Origin of the sequence: Nocardia carnea (assembly GCF_029868325.1) — a bacterium.
Lineage (GTDB): Bacteria > Actinomycetota > Actinomycetes > Mycobacteriales > Mycobacteriaceae > Nocardia > Nocardia carnea_C.
The window spans coordinates 1-24,532 of sequence record NZ_JARWNW010000200.1 but is presented as its reverse complement, the minus strand read 5'-3'; the positions used below and the strand labels follow the sequence as shown (position 1 = coordinate 24,532).

General features: G+C 63.8%; 19 protein-coding genes and 1 pseudogene. 5 read left to right on the top strand and 15 right to left on the bottom strand.

The genetic code is table 11. The features are described from left to right. Positions 1-138: 138 nt before the first annotated feature. The 8 genes from QH196_RS16625 to QH196_RS16590 all read right to left on the bottom strand — a co-directional run bounded on the left by QH196_RS16625 (position 139) and on the right by QH196_RS16590 (position 10,845). Positions 139-1,689 carry an aldehyde dehydrogenase family protein gene (locus tag QH196_RS16625; RefSeq protein WP_280416706.1) on the bottom strand — a complete coding sequence of 517 codons (1,551 nt, stop codon included), beginning with the start codon at positions 1,687-1,689 and terminating at the stop codon, positions 139-141. Between the two features lie 34 nt (positions 1,690-1,723). Beyond that, entirely contained in the window at positions 1,724-3,211 is a 1,488-nt protein-coding gene (locus QH196_RS16620; RefSeq protein ID WP_280416705.1) for an NAD-dependent succinate-semialdehyde dehydrogenase, read from the bottom strand. 2 nt (positions 3,212-3,213) lie between these two features. After that, positions 3,214-4,431: an aspartate aminotransferase family protein gene (locus QH196_RS16615; RefSeq protein WP_280416704.1), complete on the bottom strand. Its 1,218-nt coding sequence runs from the start codon at positions 4,429-4,431 to the stop codon at positions 3,214-3,216. Between the two features lie 126 nt (positions 4,432-4,557). Next, positions 4,558-6,054, bottom strand: coding sequence for a class I adenylate-forming enzyme family protein (locus tag QH196_RS16610; protein ID WP_280416703.1), 1,497 nt, complete (start codon positions 6,052-6,054; stop codon positions 4,558-4,560). Positions 6,055-6,171: 117 nt separating this feature from the next. Then, the gene (locus tag QH196_RS16605) at positions 6,172-6,945 is read right to left on the bottom strand and encodes an SDR family NAD(P)-dependent oxidoreductase (RefSeq protein WP_280416702.1); all 774 of its coding nucleotides are present in this window, start codon (positions 6,943-6,945) and stop codon (positions 6,172-6,174) included. Positions 6,946-7,010: 65 nt separating this feature from the next. Next, positions 7,011-8,453, bottom strand: a complete 1,443-nt coding sequence (locus tag QH196_RS16600) for a 4-hydroxyphenylacetate 3-hydroxylase N-terminal domain-containing protein (protein WP_280416701.1) — start codon at positions 8,451-8,453, stop codon at positions 7,011-7,013. A 363-nt stretch (positions 8,454-8,816) separates the two neighbouring features. Further along, positions 8,817-10,169 (bottom strand): MFS transporter, encoded by a 1,353-nt coding sequence (locus QH196_RS16595; protein WP_280416700.1) that lies wholly within the window; start codon positions 10,167-10,169, stop codon positions 8,817-8,819. A 175-nt stretch (positions 10,170-10,344) separates the two neighbouring features. Beyond that, positions 10,345-10,845, bottom strand: coding sequence for a flavin reductase family protein (locus QH196_RS16590; protein WP_280416699.1), 501 nt, complete (start codon positions 10,843-10,845; stop codon positions 10,345-10,347). 540 nt (positions 10,846-11,385) lie between these two features. On the opposite strand from QH196_RS16590, the gene QH196_RS16585 reads away from it, so the two are divergent. Together QH196_RS16585 and QH196_RS16580 are read left to right on the top strand one after the other, a co-directional pair. Beyond that, on the top strand, positions 11,386-11,997 hold the full coding sequence (locus QH196_RS16585; protein ID WP_280416698.1) for a TetR/AcrR family transcriptional regulator: 612 nt from the start codon (positions 11,386-11,388) through the stop codon (positions 11,995-11,997). Positions 11,998-12,476: 479 nt separating this feature from the next. Further along, a complete protein-coding gene (locus QH196_RS16580) occupies positions 12,477-14,147 on the top strand; it encodes a CocE/NonD family hydrolase (RefSeq protein WP_280416697.1) in 1,671 nt (556 codons plus the stop codon). Between the two features lie 240 nt (positions 14,148-14,387). Here the strand turns inward: QH196_RS16580 and QH196_RS16575 are convergent, their stop codons facing one another. The 7 genes from QH196_RS16575 to QH196_RS16545 form a co-directional block, all read right to left on the bottom strand. Further along, positions 14,388-14,774 (bottom strand): MmcQ/YjbR family DNA-binding protein, encoded by a 387-nt coding sequence (locus QH196_RS16575; RefSeq protein ID WP_280416696.1) that lies wholly within the window; start codon positions 14,772-14,774, stop codon positions 14,388-14,390. A 172-nt stretch (positions 14,775-14,946) separates the two neighbouring features. Further along, positions 14,947-16,338 (bottom strand): FAD-binding oxidoreductase, encoded by a 1,392-nt coding sequence (locus tag QH196_RS16570; RefSeq protein WP_280416695.1) that lies wholly within the window; start codon positions 16,336-16,338, stop codon positions 14,947-14,949. Next, positions 16,335-17,177: an SDR family NAD(P)-dependent oxidoreductase gene (locus tag QH196_RS16565; RefSeq protein ID WP_280416694.1), complete on the bottom strand. Its 843-nt coding sequence runs from the start codon at positions 17,175-17,177 to the stop codon at positions 16,335-16,337. Before QH196_RS16565 ends, QH196_RS16570 begins: the two co-directional genes overlap by 4 nt. Then, positions 17,174-18,097, bottom strand: coding sequence for a PCC domain-containing protein (locus QH196_RS16560; protein ID WP_280416693.1), 924 nt, complete (start codon positions 18,095-18,097; stop codon positions 17,174-17,176). The genes QH196_RS16565 and QH196_RS16560 overlap by 4 nt, the downstream gene beginning before the upstream one ends. Next, positions 18,094-19,713, bottom strand: coding sequence for an AMP-binding protein (locus tag QH196_RS16555; protein WP_280416692.1), 1,620 nt, complete (start codon positions 19,711-19,713; stop codon positions 18,094-18,096). Before QH196_RS16555 ends, QH196_RS16560 begins: the two co-directional genes overlap by 4 nt. A gap of 5 nt (positions 19,714-19,718) precedes the next feature. Then, positions 19,719-20,888 (bottom strand): acetyl-CoA acetyltransferase, encoded by a 1,170-nt coding sequence (locus QH196_RS16550; RefSeq protein ID WP_280416691.1) that lies wholly within the window; start codon positions 20,886-20,888, stop codon positions 19,719-19,721. A gap of 47 nt (positions 20,889-20,935) precedes the next feature. Next, the gene (locus tag QH196_RS16545) at positions 20,936-21,763 is read right to left on the bottom strand and encodes an IclR family transcriptional regulator (protein ID WP_280416690.1); all 828 of its coding nucleotides are present in this window, start codon (positions 21,761-21,763) and stop codon (positions 20,936-20,938) included. Positions 21,764-22,045: 282 nt separating this feature from the next. Here QH196_RS16545 and QH196_RS16540 point away from each other — a divergent pair, with 282 nt between their 5' ends. From QH196_RS16540 to QH196_RS16530, 3 genes and pseudogenes are all read left to right on the top strand, one after another. Beyond that, positions 22,046-23,359: an MFS transporter gene (locus QH196_RS16540; protein ID WP_280416689.1), complete on the top strand. Its 1,314-nt coding sequence runs from the start codon at positions 22,046-22,048 to the stop codon at positions 23,357-23,359. Between the two features lie 121 nt (positions 23,360-23,480). After that, positions 23,481-24,239 carry an SDR family NAD(P)-dependent oxidoreductase gene (locus QH196_RS16535; protein ID WP_280416688.1) on the top strand — a complete coding sequence of 253 codons (759 nt, stop codon included), beginning with the start codon at positions 23,481-23,483 and terminating at the stop codon, positions 24,237-24,239. Between the two features lie 146 nt (positions 24,240-24,385). After that, a pseudogene (locus QH196_RS16530) lies at positions 24,386-24,532 on the top strand (ketol-acid reductoisomerase); the annotation flags it as partial.

Sequence of the window (24,532 nt, the reverse complement as noted above, 5' to 3'; positions counted from 1 at the left end):
TCCTAGCTCTCCACTTGTTTGGAGAAAGATCGTCGGATTGGCGATCCACGGGCTGTGTCGGCATGATTCTCCGTTCGAGGCAAGGCGCTCAGGGTGCGCGCAGCCGCGTCTCTCAACCGCTGGGTCGTGTCTAGTTCTTCACTGGCCGATTGCTATGGCCTTGGTCTCCAAGAACTCCTCGAATCCTTCGATCCCGGATTCGCGGCCGAGACCGCTTTGTTTGAACCCACCGATCGCTAGATCCGGCGCGTAAAACAGTCCTCCATTGATCGATACCGCCCCGGCACGAATCCTCCGCGATACCGCAGTGGCCTCATCCTCATCGGAACCCCAAATATTGCAGGCGAGACCGTATGTCGAGTTGTTCGCTATGTCGATCGCTTCGCCCACTGTTTCGTACGGCGTGATCGATAATACGGGACCGAAGATTTCTTGTTGTGCGATTGTCGAATCAGGGTGAACATCTATGAACAGCGTAGGTTCCATAAAGAAACCCTTGTCGAACCGGCTCGGTTTTCCCCCGCCTGCTATCAATCGGGCACCCTCGTCGACTCCCTTGCCGACCAAGCCCAAGATTCGATCGCGCTGCAGGGATGAAATCTGCGGCCCGAAGACTACGTCAGGGTCGGCGGGGTCACCGTAGGGAATGGTCTCGTAGATCAGTTTCGCCAGTTCGGTGGCTTCGTGGTAGCGCGTCCGGGGAACCAGCATACGGGTGGGCAGTACGCAGCCTTGCCCGGCGTTCATACAGACCATGCCGGCAGCTACGGGAAGGACGGCGTCGAGATCGACGTCGGGCATAAGGATGTTCGCGGATTTTCCACCGAGTTCGAGCGACACGCGGGCCACACGCTCAGCAGCGTTGGCCATGACACGCTTACCCACGATGGTCGACCCCGTGAAGTGCACCATGTCGATGCGCGGATCGCGTGTCAGTATTTCGGCAACGGCGTTATCGGCCGTTGGCACGATGTTGATCACACCGGGCGGGAAGTCGGTTTCTTCGGAGATGATCCGTGCGATCAGCGTTGCATGCCAAGGTGATTGCGGGGCGGGTTTGAGAATCACCGTGGATCCCGCCGCGAGTGCCGGGGCGAGCTTGGTGATCAGCGAATACAGGGGAAAGTTCCATGGTGTGATTGCTGCGACGACGCCTACCGCTTCATGACGCACCAGCCGTTTCGTTCCTGGCGCCCACGGTTGGTCGGGAAGGGGATGCTCGTACTCGTAGTTCGTCGCAAGTTCGGCGAAATACGGGATATAGGAGATGGAGAGATCGGAATGGAAGGCATAGGTCGTACGGACGGCTATGCCGGTCTCTCGCACGGCCGTGGCGCGCAGCTGATCGGCCGACCTGGTCAGCGCGGCGTGCAGCTGCATCAAGCAGTGCCGTCGCAATGCTGGATCAGTCGACCAAGATGTTGTGTCGAACGCTCGCCGGGCCGCCGATATCGCACGATCGATATCCTCGGGTCCAGCGTCGGCGACTTCGCCCAAGGGGGTCTCGGTCGTCGGGTCGATGTTGAGAAAAATGTTTCCACTCGCCGCTTCAGTGAGCTCTCCATCGATCAGCATGCGAGATTCACCGGTGGGCGTGCGAGTCAGCAGGGCTGCGGTGGGCTCAGTCGGCGCATGCGCACCCCAAATGGATCCGAGCGCATTGAGCAGATCGTCGTGTTCGATGGTCATTGGGTCCTCTGTCGGATGAAGTGGTTGAACCAGTTCAGCTGGTGCTGCGCAGCGCCAGGTTGTAGAAGCGGAGCTCTTGGTACTCCTCGAGGCCTTCGGCGCTGCCTTCGCGGCCGAGTCCGGATTCCTTGATGCCGCCGAAGGGTGCTGCCGCGTTGGAAGGCAGACCTTGGTTTATTCCGAGGATCCCGGTGGCGAGATTGTCGGCGACGTCGAAGGCCCGGTCGAGGCTTTCGGTGAAGACGTAGCCGGCAAGTCCGAATTCGGTGTCGTTGGCCTTGGCAAGCGCTTCGTCCTGGGTGGAGAATCGTTGCACCGAGGCGATCGGTCCGAATATTTCCGTGGTGGCCACTTCGGCGTCGGCGGGTACATGGTCGAGCAGCGTCGCCCCGAAGTACGAGCCGGGCCCGTCGATCGCGGGGTCTGGGGTGTGCAGTGTGGCGCCTCGTTCGACGGCATCGTCGACGAGCCCCTGGAGCCGATGCACGGCCCGGTGGTCGACCATGGGTCCGAGGCCGACGCCGGGGGCGAGACCGCTGCCGGTCGGCAGGGAGGCCAACCGTTCGGTCAAGCCCTCGACGAACGCCTCGGCGATTCCGTTCTGAACGAGGAAGCGGTTGGCCGCGATACAGGACTGCCCACCGTTACGCATTTTGGCGACGAAAGCGCCTTCGACGGCCCGCTCGAGGTCGGCGTCGTCGAACACCAGGAACGGGGCGTTGCCGCCGAGTTCCATCGACGTCCTGAGTACGTTGTCGGCCGCGAGGCGGAGCAATATCTTGCCCACCGGGGTGGAGCCGGTGAAGGAAACCTTGCGAACCCGCGGATCAGAGAGGACTGCGGCGCTGAAAGCGCTGGCGTCGCTGGTGGTCACAACCTGAACAAGGTCCTCTGGCACTCCGGCTTCCACCGCCAGTTGTACTGCGAACAGCGTGGTGAGTGGCGTGAGTGCGGCGGGTTTGACGACGGCGGGGCAGCCTGCGGCCAGGGCGGGAGCGATCTTGCGGGTGGCCATGGCCAGCGGGAAGTTCCACGGAGTGATGAGAACTGCCAGGCCGACCGGTGCCCGGCGGGTGAGGAGCCGTGCCCCGCCCGATGGGGCTTCTCGTACGGTGCCGGTCTGGTGCGTGATCTCCTCGGCGTACCAGCGCACGAAATCGGCACCGTAGGCGACTTCGGCTCGTGCGTCGGCGAGGGTTTTGCCCATCTCCAGGGTGATGAGCAGTGCGATATCGTCGGCGTTGTCGACGATCCGGTCATACCAGCGGCGCAGGATATCGGCGCGATACCTGGGCGATGTGGCGGCCCAGCTGCGGCCGGCGGTGTCGGCGCGGGTGACTGCCTCCAGCGCCTGATCGATGTCGCGGTCAGGGGTGAACCCGATGGTAGAGCCGTCGTGCGGGTCGTGGATCGCGATCGCGTTCGGCGCCGGGGCCCGGTCGGCGCCGATCCGCGTGACGACCTTCCTTGCGGTGGCGTGGAGTTCTGGGTCGGGTTGGAGAAGCGGGTCGTGTGCACTCATGGTCAGCGGCCTCCGTCGTGTGCGATGATCACGGCCTCGAGGGCGTCGACGAGCTGGTGGATCTCCTCGTCGGTCGTGATGAACGGCGGGCTGACCTGTATGGTGTTGCCGCGCAGCGGGCGGGTTACGAATCCGTTTTCGACCAGTTGATCGGTGAGTGCCTCGGCGTTGAGGTGGTCCTGGAGTGAGATCCCGCCGAGCAGGCCCGCCACTCGGGTCTCGGCTACTCCGGGAAGAGCGTCGAGACGCTGAAACTGCTCGGTAAGAACGATTTCTAGTTCTGCGACCCGGGGCAGCATCTTGTCTTCTTCCAGAAGCTCCAAGTGACGCAGGGCGACAGCGCATGCGGTCGCGTGACCGGCGTACGTTGCGCCATGGCGGAAAATGGGGGTCTCTTCGGTATCGCGGTAGAAACGCTCCCATATGCGAGGTGAGACGAGGACGCCGCCGAGCGGTGCGTAGCCTGAGGTGACCCCCTTGGCGAAGGTGATCAGGTCCGGCTCGACCCCGTAGCGTTCTACAGCGAACATTTCGCCGGTGCGGCCGAAGCCGGTGATGACTTCGTCGGCGATGAGCAGGATGTCGTTGTCTCGGCAGATCCGTTGCAGTCCTTCGAGGTAGCCGGACGTGGGCGGATTGACGCCGCCGGTACCTTGGATCGGTTCGGCCACGATCGCGGCGATTTTATCGGCACCGATCTCTGCAATGGTCTGCTCGACAGCGGTGATGTCGGCAGACGAGACGAGGGCGGTTTCCGGTACCAGTGACGGTGTGCCGTAGCCGTCGCGGTTGAATTGAAGTCCTGCAATGCTGGTGCCGTATGCGTGGAGCCCGTGGTAGGCGAACTCCCTGCTCAGGATCATTGTCTTCGTGGGGCGGCCCTCGGCTTGCCAGTGGCGCCGCGCGAGTTTGCAGGCCACGTCGATGGCGTCCGAACCCCCGCTGTTGAGGATGACTTTCGGGTTGATGATTGGTGAGAGCCCGGCCAGCACCTCGCCGAGCTCGACGGCCCGGTTGTTCAGGTATCGGCCGAAGACGTGGTAAGTCTCCAAGCGTTGCATCTGGGCATAGGCTGCTTCGGCGAGCTCGGGACGGGAGTGCCCCATATTGGCGTGCCACAGCCCGGCGGTGCCGTCGAAGAGCCGCTGCCCGTCGGCGGTGAACAGGTAGGAGCCCAGGGCCCGTTCGATGACGATCTGCCGGCCGAGTACAGACGGCATATGTGCCTGGGCGCTCCACAGAGCAGGACCGGGCAGGACCGGGTGAGCCTCAATGGCCATAGAAATCTCCTGGGTAATGAGTTGCGCCCGGGGGGCCGGCGCAGGAAGGAGCCGGCGCCCGAGCAGTCAGGCATCGGCATGGAACAGGGCCTTGATGGCGACTTTGTCGATCTTGTCGTTGGTATTGCGGGGCAAGCGGTCCATGACCAGCCATTGGGTGGGGATCTTGAACCGCGCCAGCCCCGAGGCACAGTGCTCGCTCAGCACCGCGCCGATATCGGCTCCCTCCGGGAAGTCGCCGACGATCGCAGCGGCGACGGCTTCGCCGTGGCTGGCGCTGTCGATGCCGACGACCGCGACCCCGGTGACATCCGGGTGCTGCGCGATTGTGGCTTCGACTTCGACCGGCGAAATATTGGCGCCCCCTCGGATGATCACTTCCTTGTTCCGGCCGACCACGTAACCCCAGCCCTCGTCGGTGATCTCGAACCGGTCGCCCATCGGCAGCCAGTCCTGCGGACTGATCTCGGGTTCCACGAGCAGCTCGGGGTCGAAGTAGCCCATGTAGTTACCCGCAGATCGAAGGTAGAGTTCCCCGGGCGCGGCGCCGCCGGCGTCGGGCTCTACTCGCGCCTGGACACCAGGGATTACCCGGCCGCAGGACCCTGGCATGGGATGGGGGTCGATGTATGGGTCGTAGCCGAAACCGGGCCGGCCCTCCGAGGATGCGTAGAGATCGAGGACCGGCACACCGAACATCTCTTCGAACTTGGCGAAAGCGACCTCATCGCGCCGCTCTCCCCCGCTGACGGCCATGCGCAGCTCCGGACCGAAGGGCCGCCGGCCCGTTGTCTCGCAGTAGTCGACGAGCATCCGGAAGTGGGTGACCACACCCATGAAGATTGTGACGCCGCGGCCTTCAGCCCGGTCGCAGAGCAGCGTTGGGCTGAAGCGGTCGAGCATAACCGCCTCGGCACCGCACATGAGTCCGGTGAGGTTTGCCGTCCCCAGGCCGTAGATCCAGGAGAATGCCGGCGGCGCGAGCAAGACATCACTCGAGTTGAGCCGCCACAAGCTGCCGTGGAGACGAGAGACCGCCATCTCGCCCTCGGAGCTGTAAAGCACGGGTTTCGGTGCTGCGGTCGATCCGGAGGTGAGTGTGATCAGGATCGGAGTGCGCTGGGTCCGAATCCTGGACAAATCCTTCGCTTCGCCGGTGTCCCAGGCGACGAGCTCGAATGGCCCCATCTGTTCGCCGGTGCCTCGGTGTCCGGTGCGGGCGAAGATTTCCGCGAAATCCGGATGGAGAAGGCCGACGGCGGGTTTGATCAGCCGCATCACGTGCTCGGCGTCGGCCTGCGTATAGCGATTGTTGACCGGCACGAAGATCATCTCGGCACGCGCGCACGCAAGCAGCATGATGTGATGCCACACGCTATCCGGTCCCACCAGGACGATCCGAGACCGCGGCGGGAGCCCGCGCGCGCGAAGCGCGGCCTCCACCGCGATGACCTGCTCGTGCAGTTCCCGCCACGTCCAGTTCCCGAAGCTGTCGGTGACTGCGTGCCGGTCCGGACCCGCCGTCAATCCCATGTAGAGGACTTCGTCGGCGAAACTACTCATACTCGGTTCCTTAGTCTCACTGAATCGGTTGACCGGATTCGCCGACGGTGGACCGGTCGCGCCGCAGACCCGGCCTCAGCACGAATCGCGGCGAGCCCAGCCGACGGCATCCTTCGGTCACCAGGGCAGCGGGCCGTCCTCGTTGAAGTACCCACCAGTCGGCGAGTCCTCGCCTTTCAAGGCCAGGGTGACCAGCGCCCGAGCGCCCTGCTCGACAGTGCGGGCGCCGAGACCGTGGTTCATCTCGGTGGCGACGTACCCGGGTGTGATCGCATTGATCTTGATATGGCGCAGCGCCTCATCGGCTTGGAATGCCTTGTTGTAATGCAAGGTGAGCATGTTCAGCGCCGCTTTGGACGTCGAGTACGGCGCACGCACGGAGTGATCGCCTCCGAAGTCCTTGTCCTCAGTGGTGAGTTTCAGCGATGCGGTGGTGCTCGATACGTTCACAATGCGGGGCGCCGGTGCCTGTGCGAGCAGCGGCAGGCACGCGTGGGTGGTCTCGGCAACACCGCCCACATTGGTGGCGAACGCTGCCTCGAGATCTTTGCCGGTGATGTCGGGTGGGAGGACCTCCACCATGCGTCCCGCGTTGTTGATGAGGATGTCGAGCCGGCCGTAGCGCCGGCGGATCTCCTCGGCAGCGCTGTGCGCGTTTCCGGACTCGTCACCTCGTGCCGCCACGTCCAGGTGAACCGCAGCGACCTCCGGGACATGGTCGGCGGCCGCCAACTGGGACTGGATCTCCTCGGCGGTTCGCTCGCCGGCGGCCAGATCCCGCGAACCGATCACGACCGTCAATCCCGCCTCGGCGAGTTGACGAGCCACCTCACGGCCGACCCCACGATTACCGCCGGTGACAAGGGCCACCCGCTGGTCATTGCTTCCCATTATTGCTCCCGAAAATCCTACGCATGGTGGTCAACTGCTTCGCCGTGCTCACGCCGGCTACGTGCTCACGAAATGTCGTCCGCTGCGGCGGTTTGCGCGAGGAACGCGTCGACGCGAGCCTCGGCCGACTCCCAGTCGAAGTAGTCGTACATCCGGCTGCGGGTGACGTGCGGCGGCCCCGCATAGAACAGTTCGTACTGATTGTTGCGGCTGGCCAACTCGGAGCCGACCAGACCCCACATGAGACGGATGAGCCGGTAGCGTCCCAGAGCGACGTCGAAATCGTCGGTGCGGTTGAGTTCCAGGAACAGCTTGCGCGTATACTCGTCGTCGAATGCGCCCACATCCGCCGGCTGCTGAAACGCGTGACTGGCCAGCAGCTTCCGCATCTCCGTCGCGAAGTCGGAGAAGTACTCCATCGACCAGTTACTGTTCGCATACATGAACTGGCGGTCCTGGGAAACAAAGCCGTGATCCCAGCGCTCCGGTCGAGCTTCCTGCGCGATCACGGACGCCTCCAGCATTTTCACCCGTGCTGCGAGACCTCCCAGGACACCTTGCACGGCCGGGTTGCTGGTGAAGTCCAGCGCCTCACCCAGGCGCTTGGCGGCCGCGAGCATGAAACGCATCTTGGCGAGCAGGCGGATATGTGCCTGCGCATTGCCCAGTGTGTGTCCCGGTGTCTCGACGAAAAGCCCGTAGCTGGCCTTCGGATCGTCCAGGACGAAAATTCGATTCCATGGAACGACGACATCGTCGAAGTAGATCGCCGCATCCGACTCGTCGAAGTCGGCGAGCGGGTCGTCGATCTTGCTCACGGCGTGGGCCGCGTACGGCTTACGCGAAAGGATCTTCACTCCAGGGTGATTGGCCGCGATACCGAAGCTGACTGCTACCGCTTCATCGCCTGGGCGCAGCGGCTGGGCGTTGCCAACCAAAATCTCATGGCAAAGGGCGCCGCCGGTGGCAAGCATTTTGAAGCCCCGTACGGTGACACCGGCGTCGCTGGTGTCTACCACCCGCATGGCGTTCTGCACGGCCGAGGACTTACCCGACTTGCTCCCCGCCGGCGGAAGGACGGCGAACGAAAGGTAGAGGTCGTTGTCGCGAATGTGGCGCCAGTAGTCGAGGAGGTTCTGGGCGTATTCGTCCTTTCCGGTGACTTCCGGACGGCATGCCATGCCCGTGACCATTGCCGCTACGTGGTCAGGGGAACGCCCGAAAAGACCGTTGCTCTCGTCCGCCCAAGCCGTGTGCAAGGTCCGCCGCAGGGCGAGATCTTCGCCCGAGCGCGGACGCAGGAAGTTCACACTCGTCTTCTCACCGGTCTCCGGTTCGACGTAGGACAGAGACGGATCAGAAGATGTCCGGTCGAACAGCCGAGCCACTGTCCTCGCCGAACCGCCGAAACCGCGGTGAGTCGCCACGTCGTCGATGAGATTCCCCCCGACATACACCTGCCGACCGTCCTGAAGGGAAGCCAGGTATTCATCACCCGTGCGAAGCATGAAGATCCGTCCTTTCCGAAAAAAGTGTGACTGTAGACCACCACTCGACCCGATCACCGGGTGCACACCTATAACTCGTTACGGTTTGCAGTGCGGAACAGTTACTCAGAAGCTGTATATGTTGTTAAGCATATGAACATGTCGCTCAGCATGTCAATAGTTGAATCGTACGCGCGTTCAGCATTGAAGGGCCCGTTTACAAGGAATCAACAAATCAATCGAGGACTCCTGGCTCCGAGCCCTCGTACGGAGATGCACGGCCGCACGTCCGAACTGACGGAATGGTGACTACGGTGCAGCAGAGTACATTCCGGCGCTGGATCACCGACCCCTCGATCCATCGGCGATCCAGCGCCGAGCCATTCACGAAGACACCGGAGCTTCGGCCACCGCAGACCTCGGGACCTCTTCATTCGGCAAGCGCGGCGAACCGGAAGAACTTGCCGAGCCCTCGGCCTTCTTCAGCACTGCCACGGCGCCGGCGCTGATGATCGCCGAGACCATCACCAAGGCAGCGACCGGAAGCCAGGAATCCGTCAGCCGAAAGAACTCGGTAAAAATCATCGGGGAAAACGCAGAACCGAGCACCCCGCCGATCGTGAGACCAAGGGAGATCCCGGTGTATCGCACCTTGGTTTCGAAGGCTTCACACAGCAGCGCGGCGTACGGCCCATACATGAAACCGCTCGAAACGCCTGCCATAACGAATGCGAGGACAACGACCGCCATGGACCCCGAACTCAGCATGGCAAAGAAGGGAATGACGGTTACGAAAGTGGCCGCATACCCCACGTACATGACCTTCTTGCGGCCGAACCGATCAGAAAGCCGACCCGAGAGCAATATCGTCACAAAGTACGTGAAGGAGAAAAGTAGCGTAGAAACGAGTAGCGAATTGTACGAATAGCCCACCGATTCGGTCCCATACGCCACACCGAAGCTGTAGGCCGCATAGAAGTAGAACCCCTGAGCGAGGAAAGCCAGAGCGCAGAGCAGGAGACTTACGGTGCGAGTCCGGAAGAGTGTCGCAAGCGGCACCGCGGCCTGATCGTTGCTCTTCTTGAGCTCGATCATGTCCTCGGTCTCCGGGATCCGGCTACGGATGAACAGGCCGATGCCGACCAACGCCACGCCGACCAGGAATGGTACGCGCCAGCCCCAGGACTCGAACGCCGCATCCGAGATCGTGGCCGACATTCCGAGGAAGCAGAGTGTAGAGAGCATGAGGCCCAGCGGCATCCCCGAAGAAGGAAAACTCGTGAGCCTTCCTTCTTTCCCGGGCTCGGCGTGCTCGTGAGTCACCAGCACCGCTCCGCCCCACTCACCGCCGAGCGCCAAGCCCTGCAGCAGCCGTAAGCCCATGAGCAGAATGGGCGCCCAGACTCCGATCGCGTCATAGCTGGGGACCAAACCGATACCGCAGGTTCCGATTCCCATGATGCTGAGCGTCATGAACAGGGCCGACTTCCGGCCCACACGGTCGCCGAGATGCCCGAATAGTGCGGCACCGAACGGACGCGCGACGAACCCCACAGCGATGCCACCAAAGGCCAGGATAGTGCCGACGAGCGGATCATGCGCGGGGAAAAAGACTTTGTTGAAGACCAGCGATGCCGCGGTCGCGTAGGCGAAGAAATCGAAATACTCGATGGTGGTACCGGTCAAGCTCGAAGCGATGAGCGTCCGGTCGCTGGGGGTTGATGGTGAGGCGGTCACGGGATTCCTACTTTTCTCTAGATGGCATGGAGCAGCCACACGACGTGGGCGCCCGGGCACCGCCGCCACCGCTTCGAAGAGGTGACGGCGGAGTCGTCGGTCGTGATAGCCAGTCACGCCGACCAGAGTTCACGCAGCCGCCGGCGCTACCCGCGCCGGATATGGACCCGAGGTATCAGGCCGTTAGCCGCAGAAACCTGCGTTGCAGGTAGAGCAGTGGATTCGCCGGACCCTCGCTGTTGCGGACGTGGGTTATACGGCCCACCAGTATGTGATGGGTGAACTGCGGAATACATTCGTCCAGATCGCAGACCAGAGTCGCGGTAGCATCCCGTAATGCGGGCATCGGCCACCCTGCCGGCCGGTCAAGGTACTCAGGGTCGATCAGCTTGCTCTGCCCCGGACGAGAAAGCTTGTACGCCAGATCCTCGGCACCTGCGGTCAGGAAACTGACCGAGAAGCGCCTGCGTTCGCAAATCGTGCGAAACGTCTGGTTCTCCTGATTGATCAGCGCGACCAGCGAGGGCGGATCGTCGGACAGTGACGAAATCGCTGTGGCTGTCATGCCATGCAATTCCCCCTCGTTGTCGCAGACCCCGATTATCCCGACGGTTGCCGCGACGCGCCCAAAAGCGTCCTGAAAATGTTGCTGGAGGTCGACCTGGACGCTCGTCATGCCGTAAACCTTCCACTGCGGGAGTGAGGAGCCATATCCAGGGACGCGGAGCGATGCATTGTCGACCGCCTTCGGCCGCGGATAGGAGCGGGTTCATGAGGGTTTTTCGACCAGGACTTGGCCGTGGAAATGGCGTGCAGCCATGAGGAGTAGTGCGTGCCGATACAGCGCATGAAATCACAATCCTTCCACCGTTGAGCGTGCTGGCTCCACGGCAAACCGGACAGTTCGCGGATAGGGGCCGCACCTCGGGAAGACTTCTTGTTCCATGCCAAGGGCGTGATGAGAATCATGCAGAAATCTGTGGAAGTACGCAAGACCTCTCGTGTTATCGACGTGAAAATTGCATGTTTCCAGCGTTAACGCAGTCCCTGGTTCGGGACACAGTCGAGTCACATGCCGCGGGCTGGTTCGAAGCCACAGGCCAGCCCTGCAAGCGTCTCCCCCTGTTGACCTATGTCGACTGACATGCGAACATGTCGACATGTCAATTCGGAGGTTGGCCGCACACCTCACTGGCGACAGAATCGGAGGGGACGAGTGAGTGACCCTGCACCGCCGGACTTCGATCGACTAGTTGTGGGCAATTCCGGTCGCCTCGATGTCGGTGGAGTACGCAGACATCAGATCGTGATGGCGGTACGCAATCTCATCGCGACCGAAGGTGCGGGCGCAGTCACCATCGCACGCATCGCAGCAGTCATGGGAACATCACGGGGAGTGGTGAACCACCACTTCAAGAACAAGGACGAGATTCTACGCGCCGCCCTGCGGAGCGCAGTAAAGGACGCCAGCGCCGCCACCGACCAGATCGTCGCGGAGGCAACAGATCTCGACAGCATCACCACACTGGTAGTCCGCCTCGCCTCGACAGGCAGCGACTGGTGGCCGATCTATATTGCCTTCCTCGCCGAGGCGACCCACGACCAATTCGCCAAGACGATGATCCAGGAAACCGACCAAATCTTCCGTAAAAACCTGGCACAAACCGTAGGCAACGAAGCCCGCGCGGCAGTGGTGCTCGCCTTGATGAAAGGGCTGGCACTCCAACGCGTCGCCGATGCCTCCTTCGATACGGATGGCGCTCTCACTGCCGCCGCTGAGTTGCTCGCCCCCTGGTGGGGAAACCGTCCGTCGACGAAACGGCCATGACATCCCAGCGAAGCCGAGCCGTACCTGCTAACAGGGTACGGCTCGGCTGGGTTCGGTCGATCTCGTAGCGAATTCACCACGAACTGCACCGAGCCGCGAGGGTTCAACGGCTTCTTACTGTGCGGGTAACTCTTTGGTTTGGATTGATACCCGCCGTCACGGCGACGCTTGGCGAGAGCCCGGCACTCGCGGCTCGGCGATGCATGCCGCTACCGGCCTGACCGTAACCGACCACGCCGGTCGGGCGGTCTTCGCCTAGAACCATTAGGCCACAAACACGGTATTGCCGATGTGGTCTTGCCTTCCAATTCTTGTTGGGCCCGCCAGGAGGGGCTACGGCACAGAAGGCATGCGATCTCAGGAGGCGTGGGCCCATCATTCGGGTATGTATACCAATTCTTCGGCACCGCTCAACTCGGCTCGCCACCACCTCCCATAGACGTCCGCTCCACCTCGGTGCTTCGAAAGGTCAACGACCCATGCACGACATCACAATCGAGTTCGATGTCCCCGTTCCCATGCGCGATGGGGCAGTGCTGAGGGCCGACGTGTATCGGCCGACCGGGGATGGTCCCTTCCCGGTCCTGGTTACGCGCCACCCCTACAACAAGCAGAACCTGTACGATGGCCAGCTTGACACCAGGGCGATGGTGCGCGCTGGTTACATAGTCGTGCACCAGGACACACGCGGTCGGTTCGCATCAGGTGGCGAGTGGATTCCGTGGAAGCACGAACGCACGGATAGCTACGACACAATCGAGTGGGCCGCCGTGCTGCCGGGCAGCAATGGCAAGGTGGGCATGTTCGGTGGTAGCTACCTAGGCAGCACGCAATGGAGCGCAGCCATCGCTGGTGCGCCCCATCTGACTGCAATCGCACCCATCACGACGTGGAGCGACCCGGAAGACGGTCTCTTGTTCCGTGGCGGCGCGATCGAGTTCGGCACCAACACCTACTGGGGTTTCCTGACGGGTATCGGCCAGATACCAAAAGCGGGCCTGACCCCTGCAGACACCTCGAATCGCTTGGCGTCGGCTGAGCGCGACCACGACAACCTGACGACGCAGGGCTATTGGCAGCTTCCTGTGGGAGCTCTTCCCGTCCTGAAGGCGACCGGTCAGCCCGACCTTGGAGTCGGCCGCGCACTTACTGACCCATCGGCGATGGAGGAGTCGCGCGTGTGCTCCAGGTACGACAGCATCGACATCCCGAGTCTCGGATTTGCCGGGTGGTACGACGTCTTCCTGCAGGGCTCGCTCGACAACTATGTCGGCATGCGCAGCCGCGGCCGTGTCGCCCGCCTGATCGTCGGTCCGTGGGACCACAACAGCTTGGTCGCTTCCTTCAAGGGCGGACAGGTAGGCGAAGTCAACTACGGACTCTCGGCCCTCACTCCCGGCGGCAATACCGTTACGAGCCTGCAGCAGGACTGGTACGACCACTGGCTGAAGGGGATGCCCGCGACCGATGCGCACGAATCGGGCGTGCTGCTGTTCGTGATGGGGATCAACCAGTGGCGCGCCGAGGATGACTGGCCGCCGGTGCGAATCGTGGACACCCCGGTCCACCTCGGCGAGGGCTCGACGCTGTCGTGGGGTCCGCCGGAGACCGAGAACGCCGAGCTGGAGTTCACCTACGACCCAGCCGACCCTGTGCCCACATGCGGGGGAAACCTGGTGATGGCGACCGAGTACCCCGCCGGCCCTTTCGACCAGCGCGATATCGAGTCGCGCGACGACGTACTCGTTTTCACCGGCGAACCGCTCGACGACGATATCGAGATCACCGGACGAGTCCGCGCGACGATCTTCGCCTCCACCGACGGGCCCTCCACCGACTGGGTGGTGCGCCTGTGCGAGGTCGACACCGACGGGGTCTCACGCAACATTGTCGACGGCATCCGGAGGGTGCAGACCGAGCCCGGCCGCGTCGACGAGGTGCACATCGACCTCTGGTCCACCTCGATAGTCGTCCCGGCGGGGCACCGCCTCCGAGTGCAGGTGACCTCGAGTAACTTCCCTCGCTGGGATCGTAACCTCAACACCGGCGAGCCCGTGACCGACTCAACATCCATCCGGATTGCGCAACAGCGCATCTACCTCGACCGCTGTCGGCCGTCGCGCATCGTCCTGCCGGTCGCACCGAAGTAGGTCCGCTTCTACGGGGTGGAGGCTAGGGGCCACGGCCTCCACCTCGTTCTGCCCGGGTGGAGCGCGCGGCGGAAACGGGCACGCGCTTAGCTTCTGCTTCCAAGAATCAGTGCTCCACAGCATTCACTCCCGCCCGACGAAACAGACACCACACCGAGTGCACATCCCCGGCCAGCAACACGTTGACCGCAAGAGTCAGGTCGATCGCCGGCATCTGCTGTACCTCGCACCCGGCAATGGTCATGGTTCGCTTCGTGCGAATCGGTTCGGGTCCACCGGCTGCTGATCCTTCGGGAGCTTTTCCACGACCAGCAGATACGATTCCGTCACCAGATCGTCGACCAGCTCCGCGTCGATGTCATCGCCCGGGGTCAAGGTGATCCAGTGCCGCTTGTTCATGTGATAACCCGGCGCGATGTGCTCGTAGGACTCCCGCAGCGCCACTGCCTCACCCGGCTCGGCCTTCACCGTCACCATGGGCTCACCGGTCACCTGTGTGAGCAGCATGAACACCTTGCCACGGACTTTGAAAACATCCCAATCCGGACCGAACGGGTGTTCCAGACTCGCACCGGGTAGCTCTCGGGCCCGAGCCGCCGCCCGCTCCTGCTGTTTCGTTCCCCTCATACGAAAGGCCTTTCGGTTCACAGATCGCCGATCGGCACACGTGTTCAGCGTGGCCGCGAGATTCCGAGGGTACGGTTTCACTCTCCGGTCGACGGCGCCTGAGGTTGTATCGTATCCACCACTATCTCCGCCGACACAGTCCCCGGAATTGCTGCGACGGCGACGGGGGTGCTCACTGCAGTACCTTTCCAGGGTTGAGGATGCCGCGTGGGTCCAGAGCTTTCTTGATTGCGGTCTGGATGGCCTGGACCGGTTGGGGTAGTTCCCGGGCGAGTCCGTTCATCTTGAGTGTGCCGATACCGTGTTCGCCGGTGATGGTGCCGCCGAGTCCGAGCGCGACGTCCATGATTTCCTCGAATGCCCGCTGGGCTCGCGTCTTTTGTTCGATGTCACCGGGGTCGGTGACGATGAGCGGGTGCAGGTTCCCGTCACCTGCGTGGGCGATGGTGGCGACCAGGGTGTCGTTGCGGTGGGCGATCTCCTCAACCGCGGCGAGCATGGTCGGCAGCTGGTCTTTGGGTACGCAGACGTCCTCGGTGAGGACATCGCCGAGGCGCTCGACCGCGGGGTAGGCGAGTTTGCGAGCAGCGAACAGCGCCTCGGCTTCAGCCGGATCATTTGACCTATCCGCCCAGGTGGCACCGGCGGCGGTGAAACAATTCAGGATCGCGTCGGCTTCCCGGTCACCGCTGTCACCGGATAGGTCGGTACGGGCCAGGAGAAGGACATTGGCATCGTCGGACAGGCCCATTCGTTTCCACTGGTCTATTGCTCGGAGGCAGTGGCGGTCCATCAGTTCCAAGGCGGCGGGGGTCAGCCCGGCGCGGGCGACGGCACGGACAGCATTGCCTGCGCCGACGGTGGTGTCGAAAGAACCGACGATTGTTGTCGGCGGCGGCTGCAGTGGGCGTAGTCGGACGGTGATCTCGGTAACGAGAGCGAGAGTGCCTTCGGATCCGGTGATCAACCCCGCGAGATCGTAGCCGGCGACTCCCTTTGCGGTGCGGCGACCGACTCGGGTGAGTTCGCCGGTCCCGGTGACTATTTCGAGGGCAAGTACATAGTCCTTCGTGACTCCGTATTTGACGCAGCACAGTCCGCCGGCGTTGGTGGCGACGTTCCCTCCGAGGGTGGACCAGGCGGAGCTGGCGGGGTCGGGCGGGTACCAGAGTCCTTCGCCGGCGCAGGCGGCGCGTAGGTCGTCGTTGACCACCCCGGGTTCGACAACAGCGAAGCGTTCCAGGGTGTCGATCGTCTTGATGCGGTTCATTTTCTCGAACGAGATCACGACCGATCCCTCGACGGCGTTCGCGGCGCCGGCCAGGCCGGTGCCCGCGCCTCGGGCGACGACGGGGACGCGGTGCTCATAGCAAGCGCGGACGGTCTGCTGCACCTGTTCGGCGGTTGTGGGGCGCACCAATGCCACCGGAGTTCCGTGCGCCGCCCAGCTCGCCTGGTCGCGTGAATAGGTTTCGAGAACGGAGGGGTCGGTCGTGGTGCACGACTCGGGAAGGTCGGCCAGAAGGGGGGCCGGTGAGGGGTCTGTTGTCAGGGGGCGGGTCATGCGAAACCTCGGGAGGCGAGTCCGCCGTCGACTGCCAGGCAGACTCCGGTGATATAGCTTGCGTCGTCGCTTGCCAGGAAACGTGCCGCGGCGGCGATCTCCCACACGGTTCCCATACGTCGCATGGGGGCCATCGCGTGGCGGGCTGCGACCATCTCGTCGGCGTCGGTGTATTGCCCGGCGATCTGGCGGTAGATCAGGGGGCTATCGATGAGGCCGGGCATGATGGCGTTGATGCGGATGCCGTGGGCGGCTTCGTCCACGGCCAGTGTGCTGGTCAGGTGATTGAGGGCGGCTTTGGTCGCGTAGTAGGAGCTGTAGGGCAGTCCGGTGTGGCGGATTGCGGCCAGCGACGATGTGTTGATGACCGCGCCGGTTTTCGCGGTGCGCATATGTGGCAGCACGTATTTGCAGGAGCAGAAGACGCTGGTGAGGTTGATATCGAGCGCGTTGCGCCACTCCTCGGTGGACAGACTCACCGGGTCCCCCATTTTTGTCACGCCGACGTTGTTGTGCACGACGTCGATGCGATCGTGGCGACGGATAGCGGTGTCGACGGCAGCGGCCACCGAGGTCTCGGATGTGACGTCGACCTGGACCGCGGCGGCCAGACCGCCGTCGGCGGTGATGTAGTCGGCGGTTCGGGCCGCGGCGGCGGGATCGATATCGCCGCAAAGGACAGTCGCTCCGGCGCGAGCGTAGGTGAGTGCTACAGCGGCGCCGTTACTCCAGCCGTCGGGTGCCGTACCTGCACCGAACAGCAGAGCGATCTTGCCTTCGAGTGGTCGGCCGGCGGTGGTGTCGCCCGGCGGGGCTGTCGATCGTAGGGTGTCGGTCATCGAGAAGTCCTGATCTGTTCGGATAAGGCGAGTTCGAAGGTCATCGCGACCGGGTTGCGGCCACGGACGACGGATCCCGCATACACGTTTCCGTCGATGCCGACTGCCGCACAGGATAATTGAGCCTCTGCGCGGCCGTCGGAGCCGGTGGTGACCGCTCCGTCGAGGTACATCACTTCGGTGGCCGGGCCCGGTGCCGTGACGATGTGTTCGCCTTGCGTGAGGGTGGCTCCGACGAAGGAGCCGATCTTGCCGCGCACGACGGCGTGCCGGAAACGGTGGGTTTCGGCGAGGTGTTCGACGGCGGCGACGATATCGACGTTGGGGTGGATGCGTGCCACCACCGAGCGCAAGCCGCCCGCCTGTGCAGGATCGGTGTGTACTCTCATCGGTTGTGGCTGGAACACCGGGAAGTTGATCTCCGGGTCCGGGGTCACGGTCATGGCGACATCGGCCGTGGCATAGAGATCGGCCAGAACACCGGCGCCCAGTATCACCGAATCCGGAATGAGGTGTCCGGCGCGCATGATGCCGTCGGCGCCGACGAACATCGCGTGGCAGTGCGCGAATACGTGGCCGTCGCGTTTGCCGATGGTCACGCCGCCACGAATGAAGGCGGCGGGGCCGTGGCCCCGGCGGGGGTCACTGAACGTCGCGACGCTGGTGCCGGCGTGACAGATCGAGGGGATGTAGTAGTCGAAATCGGTGAACGTTCCTCCACGAAGTTCACCGAAGGCACTGGTGAAGCCTCTCGCGAACACGGCCTCGTGCAGCGCGGGCAGTAAGGCTGCACCTTCGGGCAGTTCAGTGGCGATGTGGTGCAGGGTGGCCGGATAGTCGTCCACGCGCCGTGCCGCGGGTGGACCGGGATGTTCGAGTTGCGGTACACCGGCGAGCGGGGTGGTGTCGGGCATGGTCATGACCGGACCTCGTTCGGCCACAGTCCCAGCCGGACGAACTCGCTCCGCAGTAGGTTCGTGGTGACCTTGCCGTATCCGGAAGTGGGTAGCGCGGGGGCGAACTCGATACGTTTGGGCGCCTTGTACCGGGCCATGTTCGATCGGCACCATTCCAGGAGTTCGTCGGTGCTCAGCGCCGAACCGCGCCGGAGCACGCAGAGGGCGTATCCGACTTCTCCCCAGGTCGGGTCTGGGGCGCCGACAACTCCGGCGGCGACGACATCGGGATGTTTGAGCAGCTTCTCCTCCACCTCGCGGGGGTCGATATTCGAGCCGCCGGAGATGAACATGTCGGATGCGCGGCCGGTGATGTACAGCAGGCCGGTCTCGTCGAGGTATCCGAGGTCTCCGGTGCGGAACCAGCCGTTGCGGAAGGCTTTTCTGTTGGCTTCGGGATTGTCGAGGTACCCCGCGAACACCGCAGGGCCGCAGGCGCAGATCTCGCCGCGCTCCCCGGTGGGCAGCTCGCGACCTTCCTCGTCCTGGATACTGATCGTCATTCCGGTACGGACGTGGCCCGCGGTGCCGATGCCATCGGGTTCGGGTGTGGTGCCGTGCAGGTCCGGAGGCAGGACGGTGATGTTTCCGGTGACCTCGCACAGTCCGTAGTACTGGACCAGGACCTGCCCGAGAACGTCCAGCGCGATTCGCTGGTCCCGCGAGGACATCGGGGCGCCCGCGTAGATCACGTACCGCAGGCTGCTGGTGGCCGGGTCGTGGTCCTGGGCGGCTTGGACGAGTTTGTTCAGAATCGTCGGAACAGTGAACATGGTCGAGATCCGGTGGCGGTCGATCAGGCGCCATGCCTCACCGGTGTCGAGGTGATCGCTGGTCGTCAGCACGATCGCCGCACCGCGTGCGACGTGTGTCAAGGCGTGTACTCCGGCACCGTGCGACAGCGGCGCCAGCACCAGCGTGGCGTCACAGTCGGTGAGATCGGGCATCAGGTCGCACAGATGGTTGGTGACCACGAACGCCATCTGATCGTGCGTGAGCACGGCAGCCTTGGGACGCCCGCTGCTGCCCGAGGTGAAGAAGTACCAGGCGGGTGTCCCCACATACACCGGCGCGTTTCCGGCACGGGCGGTGGCAGCGTGTTTGTCGATCAGCTCTGCCACATGGGCGGTGCCGAAATCGGCGGCCTCCGGATCGTCACCGATCGCCCAGATCTCGTACGGTTGCAGGGCTTCGGCGTGGGCGCCGCAGGTGTCGTGACAGATCACCAGGTCGGGTCCGACCTGGTCGGCGAGCGGGACCACATCGTCGGGAACGAGTTTGCAGTTCGTCGGGACGATGACCGCGCCCAGCCGCCAGGTCGCGAACATGACCGTGAGCGTGTCCAGGCAGTTGGGGCTGTGTAACAGCACCACCGAGCCTGCGGCGAGCCCGTGCTTACGCATGGCAGCGGCCAGGGCATCGACCCGGTCGTCGAACTGCGACCATGTCCATGTGTGCCGGCCGCGGACGACGGCGGGGCGGTCGGGCAGCCGGGTCGCGGTATGGGTCAGCATGGCGGCCAGGTTCGTGGTGCGCTGCCGATCTGGCACCGAGGTGGTGGCTTCGGTGGTTGTGTTCATGCTCCTCACCACCTCTCCAGAACAGACGCGTAGTTGGTGACGGCGGTACCGCCCATATTGAAAACTGCACCCAGATCGGCGGTGGAGAGCTGGAAGGTTCCGGCTTCGCCGGTCAGCTGCATGGCCGCGATCGCGTGCATCGACACCCCGGTCGCGCCGATCGGATGGCCTTTGGCTTTGAGTCCGCCCGAACGGTTGATGGGCACCTTGCCGTCGGGCATGGCCAGCCCCGCATCGACCACCTCGTGTCCGCGGCCGCGTTCGGCCAATCCGAATACCTCGTACTGGATCAACTCCGCGATGGTGAAGCAGTCGTGGGTTTCGATGAAGTCGAAGTCGGTGGTGGCGGCCGAGGCCTGTGCGAGCGCTTGGTTCCAGGCGCGGCGGGCGCCGGCGAACTCGATCGGGTCGCGGCGGGACAGTGGCAGGAAGTCGTTGGCATGCGCGCGGGCGCGGAACGACACACGTCGTGGGGCGGTCTCGGCGCGGTCGGCGCTGGTGATCACCAGTGCCACTGCGCCGTCGGAGATCAACGAGCAGTCAGTGCGCCGTAGTGGTTCGGCCACATAGGGGTTCTTCTCGGAGACCGTGTTGCAGAAGTCGAAGCCGAAGTCCTTGTGCAGCTGGGCGTAGGGGTTGCTCATACCGTTGTGGTGGTTCTTGGCGGCGATGGCCGCCATGGCCGCGCTCGGATCCCCGTAGCGTTCTGCATAGGCGCGGGCTATTCCCGCGAAGACGCCTGCGAAGCCGCCGGTGACGTTCGATTCCTCGGGCCGGTAACAACCCGAGAGCAGGATCTGCCCCGCGCGGGGAGTGTCCACTGCAGTCATCTTTTCCGCGCCGATGACCAACGCGACCTCACCGCGGCCGGAGTCGATGAAGTCACAGGCGGCGTAGACGGCTGCACTCCCTGTACCGCAAGCGTTCTCGACGCGCATGGCGGGGGTGAACTGGAGCTCGGGCATCGACAGCGACACCAGTGATGCCTGGAAGTCCTGGTCGGAGAAGCCGTTGTTGTAGACGCCGACGAAGATACCGTCGACCTCGCCGGATTCCACTTGCGCGTGGCCGAGGGCGGATGGAACGACGGAACCGATCAGCGAGGTCACGTCGGGCTCGTCGAGCCTGCCGAATTTCGAGTGTCCCCATCCGATGATGGAAGTCCGAGAGGTCATATTCACTCCGTGCTGAATCGGGCCGCGAAACAGGCGGCGGCCGGTGGTTAAAGGTTTGCCGGTTGAGTGCGCAGGGTGGGTGCGAGCCGGGCCGCTTCCTCCTTGAGCAGGATCGCCAGCCGGGCTTGCCGCTCCGGGCCCAGCCGCGAGCTGATCGCCGCGATACTCAGGGCGAGAGCGGGTTCACCGTGGGAATCGAGCACCGCGATTCCGATCGCCCACGACTCGGGCACGACCATGCCCTCGTTGACTGCGATACCGCCGCGACGCCGGGTTCGCTCAGCCTGCTCGAGCAACCGGTCGGGAGTGAGATCGGGGTAGCGCTGAGCCAATTCGGGGGCATTGGCTGCCATGACACTGGAGGCCACCTGCGGCGGCAACGCGGCCAGCAACGCCATACCGTGCGCACCGACCCCGAGCGGATAGCGGTCACCGGCCTGCAGTACATGGCTGCGAATGGGCCAGGTGCCCTCCTCCCGGTGCAGGCACACCGAATGGGTGCCCCGACGCACCGAGATGAAAGCCGCGTCCTCGGAGATCTGGGCGAGCCGCACGACCGAGGCCAACGCTTGTTGTTGCAGGCCGTGGCGGCGCTCTGCGGCGCTGCCCACCGTATGGGCTTCCGGTCCGAGGAGGTAGCGGCGATCGTCCGCCTGTTCGAGATAACCGGTGCTGACGAGCTCCGACAGCAACCGGTGCACCGTCGGCTTGCTGAGCCCACTTTCGGAGGCCAGCTCCGCCAGCGACAGTCCGCCTTCCCGATCGAAGCTCGCCACCATCGACAGCAAATCCAGCGCACGACGCACACTCTGCGAGCCCGGAAGGGCGCCGCCACCGGCCCGACCGGCCTCCGGTCCGCTGGAGTCGTTCCGCATAATGAAATCTCCCTTGTGCGCGCTTGGCGCCTTTCATCTGGAAGTACGGCCGATCGGCCTGGCTTAGACAGTAAAAGGTGATCCAGATCTCGGTCAACCGTTCCATAATATGGATCGCTTTCCTGGGCGTTTGGCGCATTGCTTGACGTTCAGTGCGAGTGGGGATCACAGTCGAACCGGAGCGTGACCCAGATCACGTGGCCGGTCTACCGGAAGCCAGTCGGTGTACAGCCCGCAGGTGCAGCTCCGGTCCCTTGTGCGAAATGAAAGACAGGATCCGCAATGACTACGACGTCCGCGGCCGAACGTGCGCCCCGCATCGACTTCCGACAACTCCGGTGGTCGCGAGTCGGTATCCCGCTGTTCGTGACCTACTTCATCTGTTTCATGGACCGGACCAACATCAGCGTCGCCTCGCCACATATGGCCGACGAACTGCAGTTGAGTTCGGCCGCCATGGGCTTGGTGTTTTCGGCCTTCTTCTGGGGCTATGTTGCCAGCGGAGTTCCCGCCGGCGCCTGGGCCGGCAAAGGCCACGCCAAATCGATCATCGTGGTGTGCATGGCGGTCATCGGTGTGTCCGCGGCACTGACCGGGGTCGTACACAACCAGCCCGTTCTGATGGCGGCACGGATCGTTCTCGGGCTGGCCGAAGGCGCGATCTTCCCCGCATTCGCCGTCATGTTCATCAGCTGGTTCCCCTCCCGGGAACGCGGGCTGGCCGTCGCACTGACGATGTATACGGTGCCACTGTCCTCGGCCGTCATGGCTCCGATGTCGGGGTGGCTGATCGAGGTCACCAACTGGCGCGCGATGTTCGTGATCCAGGCTGTTCCCGCGCTGCTCGTCGCGGCCTGGCTGCACTTCTCGGCGACCGAGAAACCCGAAGAACACCCGCGACTCAGCGCCGAGGAACGCGATTACATCCTGGCCACCCGCACCGTCGCGACCACCGACGACTCGACCCTGCTGCAGGTATTCGCCCGGCCGGTGGTGTGGCTGCTGGCGGTGATCTACTTCTTCTGGGTCATGGGCGTCTACGCCCTGACACTCTGGCTGCCCACCGTCATCGGCGACCTCACCGGTCAAGGCTCGTTACTGGTCGGCGCACTGACCGCGATCCCGTTCCTCGTAGGCACCCTCGCCATGTATCTGGCCACCAAACGCGCCGTCGCAAGCGGGCGATCGCTCGGCTCCTACATCGCGCTGCCGGTCGGAATCAGCGGCACCGCCATGATCGTTCAGCATTTCGTGCATGCCGGCGCGATACTCAGCTTCGCGTTGCTCGTCGTCGCCGCCGGATCCATCTACGCGGCCCTCGCCCTCTGGTGGACCTGGGTGATGCAGATCGTCCCGCGCAACCAAGCCGGAGCCTCCGTGGGATTCGTCAACCTGTGCGGCAACTTCGGCGGACTGGTAGGCCCATTGCTGATCGGCCTGGTTGCCACAGCCGGCAACACCGCATCGGGCTTCTGGATCATCGGGGTGGGGGTCCTGCTCGCCGCACTGATCGTGGCGATCGTCGATTCCCGCCGCACCACGCCCCAGGGCGAGTCCGAAACATCCGCCGCAGAGCCCGCGCACACGCCACGCTGACCAACGACGTTCCCGCTCGACGCGGCCGTTCCAGCATATGGCCGCAAAAAGGCTGAACATTCCCAGAGCCCGGCCTCCGATTCGCCATCTACCCACCTCCACGAAAGCGCAGGAAACAACGATGAACAAAAAACGCGTCGCCCTGATCACCGGATCGGGGGCCGGGATCGGCGCAGCCATCGCCCAGCGCCTGGGTGAGCACGGACGGCACGTGATGGTGGCCGACCTGAACCACGATGCCGCCGAGAAATTGGCGACCGACATGGCCGGCCGCGGTTTGAGCGCGGAGGCCCTGACGATGGACGTCGGTGACCGGGACTCGATCGAGGCGACCTTTCAATGGGTCTACGACGCCCACGGTCGCTGCGACATCCTGGTCAACAACGCCGGCATCGCCAAGACCCTGCCCTTCCTCGATTACCCCGACGACCATTGGGAAGCAACCCTGACAGTCAACCTCACCGGAGCGTTCCGCTGTGCACAGCAGGCAGCGCGGCTCATGCTCGAACAGCAATGGGGACGCATCATCAACATCGCCTCCATCAGCGGAATGCGCGCCGGCACCGGACGCACCGCATACGGCACATCGAAGGCAGGCCTGATCGGACTGACCCGGCAGATCGCCGTCGAGCTGGCTCCGCACGGGATCACCGCCAATGCCGTCGCACCCGGACCCATCGATACACCGCTGGCGCGGGCCGTGCATACCGCAGCCACCCGCGAGGCCTACGACCGCCTCGTACCGGCCCACCGCTACGGCAGCCCCGATGAGGTCGCCGCCGCCGTGGGCTTCCTCGCCTCCGATGACGCGGCGTACATCAACGGCCACGTGCTTCCCGTCGACGGCGGGTTCATCGCCGCTGGGATGCTCAGCGACTGAATCTAGCGTGTTCGACAGGCCAGTCGAACCCAATCCTTCTGTTGCACTACGCAACAACGGACCGAACCTACACCAGCGCTATCCCTGCGCTGGCCCGTCACGACCGAGAAGGCAACAACGTGAACAACGTACACAGCACAGAACCCATGACCGTCGAGATGTTCTACGACGACGATGCCGACCTGTCGATCATCCAGGGCCGTAAGGTCGCGGTGATCGGTTACGGCAGCCAGGGGCATGCGCATTCGCTGAGCCTGCGCGATTCCGGCGTCGAGGTCCGCATCGGCCTGAAA